Genomic DNA, 13,827 nt, shown 5'->3' with positions numbered 1-13,827 from the left:
CACGCCCTAAAGCATGCTCAGCTTTTGCTTTTTCAACGGCCGTCGTTGCTGCTGCAACATCACCGCCGTCAGTCGTTGCCGCAGCCAATGCTAGTTCTGCTGCGCCAAGTCCATTATCATTATAGAACTGGATACGACCGTCGTTATTTAGGTCGTTATATTTAATAAGACCGGTTTCTTCCCATGTTCTCATCCAATCTGGACGTTGATCATATTCGATAGCAGGAGCGTCAACACCTTGTGGATAAACAGTATCGATTAGATTTAGACGCGCCATTGCACCTACTGCTGGCGCAGTGAAGTATAGTAGCGCGATAAATACCAACGTCCAACCAGCTGTCCAACGCGCATCTGCAACTTTAGGAACCGTGAAAAAGCGAATAATAACGTGAGGTAGACCCGCGGTACCAATCATCAGTGATAACGTAAATAGCACCATGTTTAGCTTGTTTGGCACATCAGCGGTATAAGCGGTAAAGCCTAAGTCGACGACGATTTGGTCAAGCTTGGTTAGGATAGGAATGCCTGATTCAACATGGTTTGAGAACAACCCAAGACCTGGAATTGGGTTACCCGTCAACTCAAGTGAGATAAAGACTGCAGGAATCGTATAGGCAATCATAAGAACCACATACTGCGCAACCTGCGTGTAGGTAATCCCTTTCATACCACCAAGTACGGCGTAGAAGAATACAACAACAGCCGCAATAATCAGACCAGTGGTACTGTCAACTTCTAAGAAGCGTGAGAATGCCACACCAGCACCTGTCATCTGACCGATAACATAAGTGGTTGATGCGATAATCAAACAAACAACGGCAATCATAGCAGCGGTTTTAGAATAAAAGCGGTCACCAATGAAATCGGGAACCGTGAACTTACCAAATTTACGTAGGTAAGGTGCTAGTAGCATGGCTAGTAGCACGTAACCGCCGGTCCAGCCCATTAAGTAAGTTGATGCAGCATAACCGCCAGTGGCGATAATACCAGCCATCGAGATAAATGATGCTGCACTCATCCAGTCAGCCGCGGTTGCCATACCGTTAACAACAGGATGTACACCGCCGCCAGCAACATAGAACTCACTAGTCGAACCTGCACGTGCCCACCAAGCAATACCGAAGTATAGAGCGAAAGATAGACCTACAAAAATAATATTAATCGTAAATTGACTCATAGGGCTATTCCTCGTCTACACCATATTGTTTATCTAGTTTATTCATTCGCCATGCATAGAAGAAGATTAAGGCGATAAATACGATAAGAGCCCCTTGTTGTGCAAACCAAAAGCTTATATCAGTACCACCTATTCTAATACCTGACAATAATGGACGTAGCAAGATACCAAAACCATAAGAGACTAAGGCCCAAATGATACGGCTGACTTTAATGAGACGACGATTGGCGCGCCAATAAGCTGATGAATCGTTGTGGTTCTCCATAGGACAACTCCTTTTGCCTAACATAAAAACAAGGTCACTGATTTAAGTCTGACAAGTCATTTTGCTTTAGCGTTTGTCCTACTGCAAAAGGCAGTGTGACATTCATCTACATCTGGCAGTCGTACAATCTGTAGATGAATGACTAAAGCAGAATGATCAATCAGGATAAGTGACCCAAAATTATCAACATATGAGCAATTTTTTTCAATGCTCTAGGGATACATACACCGATGTTAAGTTGCTCGGTGTGACCACCATAAAATTTGCAGGATAAAAATCAATATTAATCGTTTAGATTCAACCCACTCATTATCCATTGATAGAGATGAAAGGGCGTTTTATTAAATTTAGCAGATATAAATAATGATATTCAAGGAGGAGGGTCGGTATGGGCTGACAATCCTCTGTCTTATTATCCATATCTTCTTCCCTACGATATGGCTTCGATACTTAAAAATTTATTCATGCCAATAAGTATTACAAGCACTTTTTATAAACTTATTAGGAATATATACAATATTGACTTAATTAACAATAAATAAATTTTATTTACTTTATGTAACTAAATATTCGTTTCGTAGAAACTTTTACTAACTTATGTTAGTAAAAGCCAGTAAATATCACATGTCTGAGACAATAGCACACTAACACTTTATTTATATTAAGGATTTGCTTTAGCAGTTAGATTAATGGCTAAAATTAAGAAATGGCATTTATTTTAAAAATAACGGTTATATAAATAACTTTTTTATAAGAAATAAGCGTGATATCAATATAGTTCCAATATCATCACTATTAATCAGTCCTAAAAGTTTCTCATAAAATATGAACTATAATAATTTTATTAAATTCGGTATCTTACTCACCAAAAGTTTATAAAGAAACAAAGTCTAAATAATGGATTGAAATAGTTAAATAATCGCCAGTCAGTTAAAATATGCCAACATGATATGGGTGACTTTATTGCCATTTTATGACTTCGGGTCTTAGAGCTGCTAAATAGATAATGAGACAATCAAGTGTCATAAAAAGGTGAGTAGTCACCTCAATCTATAACATATGCTAAAAATATAGTTAGTCAGTGAGGGGAATAGATTATGAACGAAGGCATAGTAGGTTGGTTTAATAGCATCGTAAACTATGGTGTGAGTATCATTTGGGGTAATAATGATTGGTTGATTGCCAGCAATCCATGGTATGGACTGCTGATGTTCGTCTTAATTGGTGCAGGTCTGTATTTTACCGTGGCGACTCGCTTTATTCAGTTTCGTCATTTTGGTCATATGTGGCAGTTATTACGAGTATCAAATCAAGGGCGTAAAGATGGTGGTATCAGCTCATTTGAAGCACTGATGACATCACTTGCAGCGCGAGTAGGTACAGGGAATCTAGCAGGGGTGGCAATTGCCATCTATCTGGGCGGACCGGGTGCCGTGTTTTGGATGTGGATGACAGCGATTGTGGGTATGTCCACCAGCTTTATCGAGTCGACCCTTGCGCAAGCATACAAAGTACCGCATAACGATAATGTCTATCGCGGTGGACCAGCTTACTATATCGAAAAAGGTTTGGGGAAACGCTGGCTTGCAGTATTTTTCTCACTATGCTTGCTGGTAGCTTTTGGTCTGGCGTTCAATGGCGTGCAATCCAACACCATTGCACAGGCGACTAATGAGGCGTTCGGTATTCCAACTTGGATGACTGGCTTGATATTGGTAGTGCTAGTCGCACCAGTAGTATTTGGTGGCTTACGCTCTGTTGCCCGTATTGCGGGTAAAATCGTTCCAGTGATGGCGATTTTATATATTTTGTTAGCACTATATGTCATCTTGACCAATTTCAGCGAATTTCCAGCGGCGATTGCTTTGATTGTAAAGTCAGCATTTGGCTTTGAGCAAGCAGCAGGTGGTGTGATTGGTTATGGTATTGCGCAAGCGATGATAAACGGTATTAAGCGCGGTCTATTTTCAAACGAAGCAGGTATGGGTTCAGCACCTAATGCCGCAGCAACTGCGAAAAGTCATCCTGACCATCCAGCGGTGCAAGGTTTTATGCAAATGCTGGGTGTATTCTTGGACACATTAGTTATCTGTACAGCGACTGCCTCAATTATTATTCTTTCTGGTGTGGTTGATCCTAGCGTCGAGCAAGAAGGTATTCAGTTAACACAGCTAGCACTGTCACAGTATGTAGGTGATATGGGCGTGATTTTCGTCGCGATCGCTATTTTCTTCTTCTCATTCACCTCAATCATCGCTAACTACAGCTATGGTGAGTCCAATCTTGAGTTTATCTCTGGTGAGAAAAACGCCAAAGTAATGATTATGATTTTCCGCTTTATGGTCTTGGGCATGGTCTTTGTCGGCTCTGTTGCGAGCTTACCGGCTATTTGGAACTTTGCGGATTTATCCATGGGTCTGATGGCATTGGTCAACTTGACTGCTATTCTAATCTTGTCACCGGTAGCACTGAGAATATTACGTGACTACGAGCGTCAAATTAAAGAAGGCAAAAGCGCTGATCAAATAAAATTCAATCCTGATGACTTTGTAAAGCTTAAAGATGAAGCCAATCGTGATGCGTGGACAGACTAGGCTGAACTTTTAGCTATATCATCATTTGATATACCAATAAAAAATCGCCCTTTTGAGGGCGATTTTTTATTGCAGCTTATTCTAAATAATAACCATGTAAATCATGGTTTACATGTTTGGATAGTTAGGACCACCGCCGCCTTCTGGCGTTACCCATGTAATGTTCTGTGAAGGGTCTTTAATATCACAAGTTTTACAATGCACGCAGTTTTGCGCATTGATAACAAATTTAGCACCTTCGGCATCCTTTACAATCTCATAAACACCAGCTGGGCAGTACAAACGTGCTGGCTCAGCATATAGTGGTAAGTTAATAGTAACAGGCACCGTTGGATCAGTTAATTTTAAATGTACTGGTTGATCTTCAGCATGGTTGGTGTTTGAGATAAATACTGATGATAATTTATCAAATACCAATTTGCCATCTGGTTTTGCATAGGTTGGCTGATAGGCATGAGCCGCACGCTCTAACTGATCATAATCTTTTTGATTATCATGGATGGTCAATGGCATTTTGCCACCCAGCAGATTTTGCTCTAAAAAGGTAAACGCACCGCCCATCCATTGACCCATACGGTGCATGGCAGGAGCAAAATTACGTGCTTCATAGTTATCTTGATACAACCACGACTCTTTATACATGGTGCTATACGCTTCTACATCATCATGTTGGCGACCGGCTTGCACTGCCTCAAAAATCGCTTCGGCAGCAAGCATGCCTGACTTCATTGACGTATGGGTACCTTTGATTTTGGCAGGGTTTAAGAAACCTGCATCATCACCCGCCAATACGCCACCTGGGAAGGTGAATTTTGGTAATGAGTTTAAACCGCCTTTGGTCAACGCACGAGCGCCATAAGAGAGACGTTTGCCGCCTTCTAACACATTACGAATAAGTGGATGTAGTTTTAGACGCTGCATCTCATCAAACGGGGACATATAGGGATTTGAGTATGATAAATCGATGACCATACCAAAGCTTACTTGGTTGTTTTCATCGAAATATAACCACCAGCCGCCAGATGAGCCAGTGTCCGTCAATGGCCAGCCTGAACCGTGCATCACTACGCCTTCTTCATGCTTCTCAGGCGTCACTTCCCACAGCTCTTTTAGACCGATGCCATAATGCTGCGGGTCTGAGTCTTTATCCAGATCAAAACGGCTGATTAGGCGCTTGCCCAAATGACCACGGCAACCTTCTGAGAAAATGGTGTATTTACCAAGCAGCTCATAACCTGGCTCAAAGCTATGCTTTGCTTCGCCACTGGCAGCCACACCCATGTCACCTGTCAGTACACCTCTGACTGAACCATCGTCATTATATAAGATTTCGTCAGCAGGGAAGCCTGGGAACATCATGACTTCTAGCTCTTCAGCTTGTTGAGCCAACCAACGAACGACGTTGCCCAATGAAACAATATAGTTGCCTTGGTTATGCATGCTGGCAGGAATGACTGAATCCATCAGTTTGGTAGATTTGGTTGCTGAACCCAGCATATAGACGCGGTCTTCAATTGCAGGGACGTTTAGCGGTGCGCCTTTTTCTTTCCAATCTGGAATTAGCTCATCTAAAGCGCGTGTTTCCATAACCGCACCAGATAATGTATGAGCGCCAAACTCCGAGCCTTTTTCGACCACACAAACCATGAATTCATCGTTACCTGCTGCGATAGCCAGCTGGCGTAGACGGATGGCAGCTGAAAGACCGGCAGGCCCACCACCAACGATGATGACATCAAATTCCATTGATTCCCGTTCAACTTCAGGCTCTGCTGCGACAGGTTCGATAGCAGGTTCTGGCGCTTTGTCGACAACGACTGTTCCAGCAACTGGCTCGACGGCTTGCGTATCTACAACGACTGGCGTTTCTTCAGCAGGCACTTCTGGTGTCACCACTGCTGGCTCTGGATTTGCTGTGTCTGTCACGATTGGGGTGTCGATAGTTACAGTATCACCATTAACAACTGGCGCTTGATTGTCTTGCTCTTGCATACCTACTCCTAAACTTGTAGTGGCTTATCTCAGGGCATCATTAGCTTAACAATTGAATAATAAGGCTTGCAGCGCTAACTTTACTCAGACATATGGCTGCCCGATAAAAAGGGTCTTTACGGTATCAGTTGACGACGTTACGATGAAAGTATTTTTAAAAACCTTCAAAACATAACGTAAAATGTGTCGTTAGTACAACGCCCACCAGACTATTTCAAATAAAAAATTGTTACTTATTATAAAAGAAAAGTCCCACAAACACGATACGCATTTCACAACATCAGTGTTAAGGTAAGATTAAGACGGTGGGGGTACAATGACGATATTGTCTCATCATACCCGAAACTAAAATTTATAGTAATAACAGATTTGCCAAACTTTGATTACTACGTAAAGGATTTTACGATGACAGATAATAATAAAGACATCGATGCCATGACTGTAAAAGATGCTAAAGCCTCTAATGACAAGCTGCCTCAGCTAAATAATATAGACAATTTGAGCCAATATTTAAAGTCTGCGGCAGGGACGCGTGAAGGACGTGCCATACCGCCACTAGAAAATTGGCATCCTGAGCAAATTGATGATATGGATTTGGTCATCAAAGCCAATGGCGAGTGGTGGCATGAAGGCGGACACATGACCCGAGAGTCATTAGTCAGTTTATTTGCCACTATCTTATGGAAGGAAGAAAAAGAGGGCGTGACTGAGTATTTTCTGAAGACGCCCGTACAAAAACTGCGTATCCAAGTGGAAGATGCGCCACTATTGATTAATGATGTCGGTATCGTCAATGAAGACACTAATAGTTGGCTCGAATTTACCACGACAACGGGTGATGTCGTTCGCTTAGATGATGAACATCCTATTGTTTTACGTCCTTATGACGTTGTTAATAACTCTTTTAGTAATAATGGCGACGACAATGAAAACAATCGCTCTAGTGGTACGGATGCTGACTATAATAACCACGGCGAAGAAAACCAACAATCATTAGCTGAGGGACAGATACGCCCTTATATGCTGGTCCGAAATGGATTAACGGCACTTATTGGTCGCAATGTATTTTATCATTTAACCGAGATTGGCGAATTGACAGAGCAAGATGGTAAGACCACACTAACGCTGCAAAGTGGCGGTCACGCTTATACATTGTCGATGCCATCCATTTAACGGTTAATAATGAGCTATAATTAGCCGATCATTGCTATTAATCTTGAGCAAAAATTGTTATCTATTTATAGCTCTTTTTATTTATGGGCTAATCGTTGAGAGTAACGTTCGTTAAATTTATTAGTAGGGTCGGTATGACAGTATTTTTATCAAAATGGCGGTAAAATAATATGAAAGTTGCCGCAAGTGCTGTTGCTAATACGGTTAATACTTACTCAATAATTTCTGATAAGAATATCTCTGAAGAAGCGATGGCCAATAGTGTGATAAATAGTCAGAAGATAAATAATAAAGGCATAAAGGTAGATCCAAACCGTAGCGCGCCCATTGGTTTATTTGATTCAGGCATTGGTGGCTTGTCTGTTTATCTACATTTAGCCCAGCAACTACCCAATGAACGTTATATTTATTATGCCGATACCCTGCATGTGCCCTATGGTAATCGCGATAGTGACGATATTAAAACATTAACATTGACGGCAATAGAGTGGCTATACCAGCAAGGCTGCAAACTTATTGTCATTGCCTGTAATAGTGCCTCTGCGCATGCGTTAGAGACAGCAAGGCAGTATTATCCGCAGCTGCCTATTGTGGGTTTGGTACCGGCATTAAAACCTGCAGTATTGGCCAGTAAAAATAGGCATGTTGCGGTATTAGCAACCAAAGCGACCCTAAATGGCACACTACTTAATGATGTCATTGTAAATGTTGCCAGTCCTAGCAGCACCAAAGTGACCAAATACTTTGATCCGCAGCTAGTGCCTTGGGTTGAGTCAGGGATGCCGGAAAATAGTGAGACAGCTCAAAATCTGCGCCAGCAACTACAAGTATTTGCAAAGGATGGGATAGATCAGCTGGTCTTAGGATGTACACATTATCCATTTTTTAAAAATTTTGTGACGCAAGAAATTAAAGCGCAAAAACTGTCGATGCAGGTGGTTGATTCAGGACAGGCAATTGCGGAGCGTGTTAAGCAGTTATTGATAAGTAATCACCTATCTGCAATGCCTCTCAGTAGTTTGGATAAAAATGTGTTAGCGACTGGTTTCACTAGTAAAAATGCTAGACCACCGTTAGTTTTCTATGCGACCAAATACGATACAAGTTTGGATATGCTCTTACCACGCCTACTTGGTAAGCAAACCTCTTTACAGTATTATGCTTACCCTGAGTGTTAGTGTTGCTGGCTAATAGGCTAATATAAGTTTAGCTGTTATAATCCCGCAGTATAATGATGGAATTAGACAAAATGGAATGTATTTTAGCAATATTGTGCTGAAATTAAATTCACTAAAGAGAATATTTTAAGAGTATCTTGTTGTGCTTTTTTGAGAACTTAATTATTGTGACCAGCTAACTAAAATTAGAGGTGATTGTGCCCAACCGTCGCTACCATATTCATGTTGTATGTGCTGATAACGACCAGTTATTGGTATTGGATAGTATTGCGATATTTTTTCAAGGGCGCGCTTTTTTAACCTATGATGTCTCTAGCAAACTGCCCAAAGCTTCGTTATATGGACGTCAATGTATTGATGCCTGCGATTATGTTTTGATGGTCATTAGCGATAGCTATGGCACTGCTCACAATACTGGTGTCAGCCAAATGCATTTGAGCTACCTAAATGCCAAAGCAAAATTAAAACCCTTGTTGATACTGGTTAAAAAACATCATAACGAGGCTAATATCAGTCGGCAACTGCAAGCATTTACCGGTATGGTAACCTCAAAAGAAGGTAAGATTTATTATTATGAAACAGAAATTGACATCGAGCAGTTGCTGATTCAAGCTTACTATAAGATGGTTGGCAGCCATCAGATAGCTGCCGGATGGATAAGAACGACTGAAGAACTCTTGAAGTCTAGCAAGCCTTCAGTATCTGAAGTTTTGGCGGCTACTTTGGCTCATAATAAAATTATTAATCAAGAAAATACGGTCATCTCCAATCAGTCTATGGATGATAATGTCAGCAAGCAAATCGTGTTGACAGACACGTTTGAGATTCAATATAAAGCCCAAGCTTATGAGGGTGGCAATTTGACCGATGTCACAAGATCTATGGTTTTGACGTGGCAAGACCTATTACTCACTCTGATAAAAATGCCGGCTACCTTTTCAAGTTATGGCTTACAAAGCGGGATTAACCGTTTAATCGCCATCCAAGCTGAGATCGATATCAAGCTTGAGATGCCAAATGTCCATGCTGTAGCGCGCTGCCAAATCTCTCAAGATGATATTAATTATCTGCAGCAGCAGTTGGTTGCTGCCAACTGGATACAGCTGACCACCTATGACACAAGAGTCACACAAGATCTTTGGAAACTGACTTTTCATGCAAAAAAAATATTAGTCGATAAAAAATCAGCGACAGAAAGCCCTTCTACGCTCACGTCAACCAGCTAGATACTAGCAGCCTTTATGTTTATCCTCTATCTTTATTCCAAATCTTAAAGTCGCTTACAAAAGCATGTTTTATGAGTATGGTTCTACTTACAGCTACGTTTTGTAATACAAAGTATACGTCGTACTGGTTGTGAATGCCTTTAATACTGGTGATAATAAGTAGAACAAATACATAATAATATCGAACCATTAGGGAGAGTAAATAATGAGTAATTCTAAAAATGATGCTTTAAAAAGTGAGCTAGAGAGCTTAGAAAAAACTATGCATGACGCTAGTCAGTTTCATACACTAGAAGAACAAGTAGCGGATATGAAGCGCCGCGGCATTGATCCTACTAAATCTTATAAGGATTTGGATAGAAAAGAAGAGGATGCCGATTGGGGTGATGCCACATGGAAAGAAAATGGTAAATGGGAACCAAAAACCCCAGCTGATCTAGATGATAAAGCGCGAGAAAACTGGGATGGCGATAATGGCAAACCAAATCCACCACCGATCGTTTAAATCTTAGTATTGCTACATGAGTCACTATATAGACTGTACTAAGTGATAAAAAATGATGGAACCATATAATTAACACTATAAAAAATGCCACGCTATTATTAGCGTGGCATTTTTTATAGTGTTAATGGGTGCAAATACAAAGACTATAAGCCTTCATCAACACGTACCAACTTTATGGCACCATCAGCACCCGTTACGCGGCGATAGCGTGTTGTACCTGAGTTGGATGGGCTGATAGCAGTAGGCTGGGAGTAACTATTAGGTGTAGTCGTTTGTTGTTGAATCAATTGTCCCATGCGATCAGCAGAGGCTGGATTTAAAGGACGACTGTTTGTGGGCTGTCCATATTGGTTACCATATGAATGACTAGGAACGGTATTACCAACGATGGCACGATAGAATTTCTGCCCTGCACGCCCATCAGCCGGAAAAATGCCACGGCTAGACTGGTATTGCTGAATAGCAGTACGAGTATTATCACCGATGATGCCATCGACTGCGCCAATATCATATCCTGCATTCAATAGCGCTTGTTGAATCGCTCTGGATTCTTGGCGGCCAATACCAGGATCGTCAGTTGGCCAAGCCGTGATAAAGTCGGTTTTACTGCTGTTCTCGCGAGTAATCAGATCTGATAAATGAGCAATTGCCAGTGCATAGCTTTCTGAAGCGTTATAAGAATAAAAAGTATCGAAGTTTTTACCGACTAAAAATGCTGGACCGTCAAGACCTGCTGGTAATAATAATCCAGCACTACTCAAGTCCGAAGGGAGTGGACTACCGTTAGCTAATGTCAGCCCTTGATTGCGCCAATGGCTCATTGACTTTTTATCTTTACGATTGGACGCTGCCCAAAATCCACTTGGCAGTTTCACTTCATAACCCCATGCTTCGCCTGAACGATAGCCGCGCTTATCTAAGAAGTTTGCCGTAGAGGCGAGTGCATCAGGAACGCTATTGACCAAGTCGCGGCGACCATCGCCATCGAAGTCGACTGCCAACTCTAAAAAGGTACTAGGCATAAATTGCGTCTGACCAAATGCACCTGCCCATGAGCCTGTCATGTCACTTGGTGCAATATCACCGTTTTGCACGATTTTTAAGGCATTGGCATATTCGCCTTGAAAGTAGCTTTGACGACGATCAAAGCAAGATAAGGTTGCTAAAGATTCAAACAAAGGTTTTTTGCCTAATGTCTGCCCAAAGTTAGATTCTACGCCCCAAACGCCCAATACGTGCTCGGCTTTGACACCATAACGCGATTCAATTTTACGCAACGTATCTGCCCATTGACGTTTGGCACGGATACCATCTTCTACTCGTTCAGTATCAACGAGCGAAGATAAATAATCCCAGACGTCTTTTTGAAATTCAGGCTGATAGTTGAGCGACTGAATCACACTTGGGTCAGGCTGCGATGGGCGATAGTTATTAAAAGTATAGCTATCGACGCCACGAAATTTGCTAGAGTTTTTTAGTCCATCTAGACACTGCTGAAACTGAGCATTAGACAAGTTCGGTGCGTCTGGCTTGGCAGCTTGAGCGGTGCTAGCAAGACTTAAGCCAATCGCTACCGTCAATAAAGATAAAGTGGACAAATGAGTCAAGCGCATAAAAATATCCTATAAACGTCAAAGTAGCTGTTAAAAAATAGTTATTAGAAAGTAGCTATTAGAAAGTAAAGCAAAGCGATTAAAATCCGATTTTACTTAGAGTAACCAATCTCAATAGTAAAGAAAAGGTATCGCAGCACTCAGTTACTATAAGCTGACGTTGGCGTGAGGTTAGGAGAGGGTTTTAGAAAATATAGCGCTACACGATTTTAGAAAAGTATCTGATTTTAATGTGGTAAAGTAGTTTTACAGCCGTTTTATACAACTATTTTGCCACAACCCTATCCAACTCATCAATAAAATCATGAATGCGCTCTGCATTCTTACCCAAATCGCTACCGCCAACCCGCGATTTACTGCGTATATCGACCAGACGCTCGTTACCATTATCCGTGACACGTATGACGATGTCATCTTTAAAACCAAACCACGCCGTAGTATCTGTTGCTTCAATAATACTTTGGTTAGCATCAGTATTTACTAATTCCCAGCCCAAATTTTTGGCTGTTTTTTCAACAGCACTTACTAATTCAGCTCTTGATTCTGAGTAGATAAGTGTTTTTAGTTCCGGATAGCCTTGACGTTGTTGCTCGGCAGTTGCTTCACCAGCATAGGCGACTGGATTAGGTGCGTCAGCGCGTAGTGGGGCGATAGCGACAAAATCAGGTGGGTTGATTAAATCAGTTGAAATATCATGAATGGGCGGTACACTTTTGCCCTTACTCAGCATACTAAGTGGCAATCCGATAGCAATTGCAGATAACGCAACGGTGATCGCCGCGCTAGCAACCGTTAGCGTATTTCGTTTGAATATAACTTGTAATACGAGCAACACAAGCGCTGCAATAGCGGTAAATATTCCATATTTGAATCCTATGAACACCGTACCTAATTCAATAATGTCATATTTATAAAGAGGCCCTGTCAATACGACTAATAAGAAAGCAATGAGACTCACGAAATTCACTAAAGTTTTCATTGGATTTCTCGCTTATCGTTTATTTAACAACCAAACATGCTCTGTCACTGCCATCTCAGGTGCGGCGTTCAAAGTCGATGGCTCTCCCTCCAGCTCATGAATTTGATAGTCAGCACCGTAGTACTGCTGAATTTGCTCATGACTGATTGAAAAGGGCGGTCCTGCTCGCTCATCTTGGTCATAATTGAGTGTCAGTAATAGCTGAGGAGTATTTTGACTGAGGTTGCGTACTTGCTGGCTATATTGGAGGCTCAATTCTGGTGGCATGGCAATCAATGCTGCTCGATCGTAGACGGCATCAACGTGACCGGTATCATCAGAACTCAGTGTAAAAATATCAGCAACCCATAACGATAGTGTTTGCCCTGACAGATTTCCTTGATAGCATTTTATGTTTGGATGATTACTGTGCACTTTTACAGTGTACGAGATATCGTTCTCAATAAAAAATTCCTGTACCGCTGACTCAACCAATTCAACGCCAATCACATCAAAACCTTGATTGGCTAGCCAAATCATATCGATAGATTTACCACACAAAGGGACAAAAACGCGGCTACCGGTCGGCAACTTTAACGCTGAAAAATACTTTATTAATAGAGGATTAACTTCAGATTGATGAAAGCCGATACGTTTTTCTTGCCAACGTGCTTGCCAAAATTCAGGATTCATAGCTTTAGCCTTTTGTTATAAGGGTTTCTTTGACTCATGATCACAACGTGTTGCTCAATATTAACAAAGGCAATGTTATTAAATCCAATACTATCAAAGATATTAAAAAGCCAAACACTGATAGTAAGCGTTTGGCTTTTATGATATTCAAAGCTCAGCATTGAGCTCAAAAAATCTGCACTCAGCAAATAGGTGTTTAGCTCACCATATACTGGCTAAATTCTTTACGCAGTTTGGCAAGTTTTGGCGGTATGGCAAAGTTACAATAAGCCTGTCCTGGATTACGATTAAAAAAGTCTTGATGTGTGTCCTCGGCTTTATAAAATTCTAGAGCAGGATGTACTTCGGTGACCACATTGATATCCATGTCACGTAGCTTATTTATGGTGCGGTCAACAGTGGGCTTTTGCGCTTCTTCAGTATAGAACACCACGCTGCGATACTGGCTGCCTA

At 41.5% G+C, this 13,827-nt stretch carries 12 protein-coding genes; 5 read left to right on the top strand and 7 right to left on the bottom strand.

All coding sequences use genetic code 11. The features are described 5' to 3' along the window. Positions 1 to 1,177, bottom strand: a 1,177-nt coding sequence (locus VLN09_RS06905) for a VC_2705 family sodium/solute symporter (RefSeq protein WP_325244964.1), incomplete at its 3' end; no start/stop codon positions are given. A 4-nt stretch (positions 1,178 to 1,181) separates the two neighbouring features. Next, positions 1,182 to 1,442: a DUF4212 domain-containing protein gene (locus VLN09_RS06900; RefSeq protein ID WP_325244962.1), complete on the bottom strand. Its 261-nt coding sequence runs from the start codon at positions 1,440 to 1,442 to the stop codon at positions 1,182 to 1,184. A gap of 1,097 nt (positions 1,443 to 2,539) precedes the next feature. On the opposite strand from VLN09_RS06900, the gene VLN09_RS06895 reads away from it, so the two are divergent. Continuing rightward, on the top strand, positions 2,540 to 4,036 hold the full coding sequence (locus tag VLN09_RS06895) for an alanine/glycine:cation symporter family protein (protein WP_325244960.1): 1,497 nt from the start codon (positions 2,540 to 2,542) through the stop codon (positions 4,034 to 4,036). A 108-nt stretch (positions 4,037 to 4,144) separates the two neighbouring features. On the opposite strand, the gene VLN09_RS06890 is transcribed toward VLN09_RS06895, so the two are convergent. Then, the gene (locus VLN09_RS06890) at positions 4,145 to 5,782 is read right to left on the bottom strand and encodes an electron transfer flavoprotein-ubiquinone oxidoreductase (RefSeq protein ID WP_325244966.1); all 1,638 of its coding nucleotides are present in this window, start codon (positions 5,780 to 5,782) and stop codon (positions 4,145 to 4,147) included. A 651-nt stretch (positions 5,783 to 6,433) separates the two neighbouring features. Between VLN09_RS06890 and VLN09_RS06885 the strand changes: the two genes are divergently transcribed. The 4 genes from VLN09_RS06885 to VLN09_RS06870 all read left to right on the top strand — a co-directional run bounded on the left by VLN09_RS06885 (position 6,434) and on the right by VLN09_RS06870 (position 10,110). After that, positions 6,434 to 7,201 (top strand): DUF1285 domain-containing protein, encoded by a 768-nt coding sequence (locus tag VLN09_RS06885; protein ID WP_325244958.1) that lies wholly within the window; start codon positions 6,434 to 6,436, stop codon positions 7,199 to 7,201. A gap of 170 nt (positions 7,202 to 7,371) precedes the next feature. Then, positions 7,372 to 8,379 carry a glutamate racemase gene (gene murI / locus VLN09_RS06880; protein ID WP_325244956.1) on the top strand — a complete coding sequence of 336 codons (1,008 nt, stop codon included), beginning with the start codon at positions 7,372 to 7,374 and terminating at the stop codon, positions 8,377 to 8,379. Between the two features lie 197 nt (positions 8,380 to 8,576). Then, complete coding sequence (locus tag VLN09_RS06875; RefSeq protein ID WP_325244954.1) at positions 8,577 to 9,605, top strand: DUF4062 domain-containing protein; 1,029 nt, start codon at positions 8,577 to 8,579, stop codon at positions 9,603 to 9,605. Between the two features lie 205 nt (positions 9,606 to 9,810). Then, positions 9,811 to 10,110: a hypothetical protein gene (locus VLN09_RS06870; RefSeq protein WP_325244952.1), complete on the top strand. Its 300-nt coding sequence runs from the start codon at positions 9,811 to 9,813 to the stop codon at positions 10,108 to 10,110. A gap of 143 nt (positions 10,111 to 10,253) precedes the next feature. Here VLN09_RS06870 and VLN09_RS06865 read toward each other — a convergent pair whose 3' ends face one another. The 4 genes from VLN09_RS06865 to VLN09_RS06850 all read right to left on the bottom strand — a co-directional run. Next, positions 10,254 to 11,723 (bottom strand): lytic murein transglycosylase, encoded by a 1,470-nt coding sequence (locus VLN09_RS06865; RefSeq protein ID WP_325244950.1) that lies wholly within the window; start codon positions 11,721 to 11,723, stop codon positions 10,254 to 10,256. A gap of 265 nt (positions 11,724 to 11,988) precedes the next feature. Further along, on the bottom strand, positions 11,989 to 12,702 hold the full coding sequence (locus VLN09_RS06860) for a DUF1499 domain-containing protein (protein WP_325244947.1): 714 nt from the start codon (positions 12,700 to 12,702) through the stop codon (positions 11,989 to 11,991). 12 nt (positions 12,703 to 12,714) lie between these two features. Continuing rightward, positions 12,715 to 13,374 carry a thiopurine S-methyltransferase gene (tmpT, locus tag VLN09_RS06855; RefSeq protein WP_325244945.1) on the bottom strand — a complete coding sequence of 220 codons (660 nt, stop codon included), beginning with the start codon at positions 13,372 to 13,374 and terminating at the stop codon, positions 12,715 to 12,717. A 196-nt stretch (positions 13,375 to 13,570) separates the two neighbouring features. Then, positions 13,571 to 13,827 (bottom strand): peptide-methionine (S)-S-oxide reductase (locus VLN09_RS06850; RefSeq protein ID WP_325244943.1); only part of this gene is annotated, 257 nt, incomplete at its 5' end.

This window comes from Psychrobacter sp., from assembly GCF_035469765.1.
Taxonomy (GTDB): Bacteria; Pseudomonadota; Gammaproteobacteria; order Pseudomonadales; family Moraxellaceae; genus Psychrobacter.
The sequence above is the reverse complement of the archived record's forward strand: the minus strand, read 5'-3'. Positions and strand labels throughout refer to the sequence as shown.

Bases quoted from the DNA above. Each gene is read 5' to 3' on its own strand.
- VLN09_RS06900 (WP_325244962.1), bottom strand. From the start codon at position 1,442: ATGGAGAACCACAACGATTCATCAGCTTATTGGCGCGCCAATCGTCGT.
- VLN09_RS06895 (WP_325244960.1), top strand. From the start codon at position 2,540: ATGAACGAAGGCATAGTAGGTTGGTTTAATAGCATCGTAAACTATGGT.
- VLN09_RS06890 (WP_325244966.1), bottom strand. From the start codon at position 5,782: ATGGAATTTGATGTCATCATCGTTGGTGGTGGGCCTGCCGGTCTTTCA.
- VLN09_RS06885 (WP_325244958.1), top strand. From the start codon at position 6,434: ATGACAGATAATAATAAAGACATCGATGCCATGACTGTAAAAGATGCT.
- murI (WP_325244956.1), top strand. From the start codon at position 7,372: ATGAAAGTTGCCGCAAGTGCTGTTGCTAATACGGTTAATACTTACTCA.
- VLN09_RS06870 (WP_325244952.1), top strand. From the start codon at position 9,811: ATGAGTAATTCTAAAAATGATGCTTTAAAAAGTGAGCTAGAGAGCTTA.
- VLN09_RS06865 (WP_325244950.1), bottom strand. From the start codon at position 11,723: ATGCGCTTGACTCATTTGTCCACTTTATCTTTATTGACGGTAGCGATT.
- VLN09_RS06860 (WP_325244947.1), bottom strand. From the start codon at position 12,702: ATGAAAACTTTAGTGAATTTCGTGAGTCTCATTGCTTTCTTATTAGTC.
- tmpT (WP_325244945.1), bottom strand. From the start codon at position 13,374: ATGAATCCTGAATTTTGGCAAGCACGTTGGCAAGAAAAACGTATCGGC.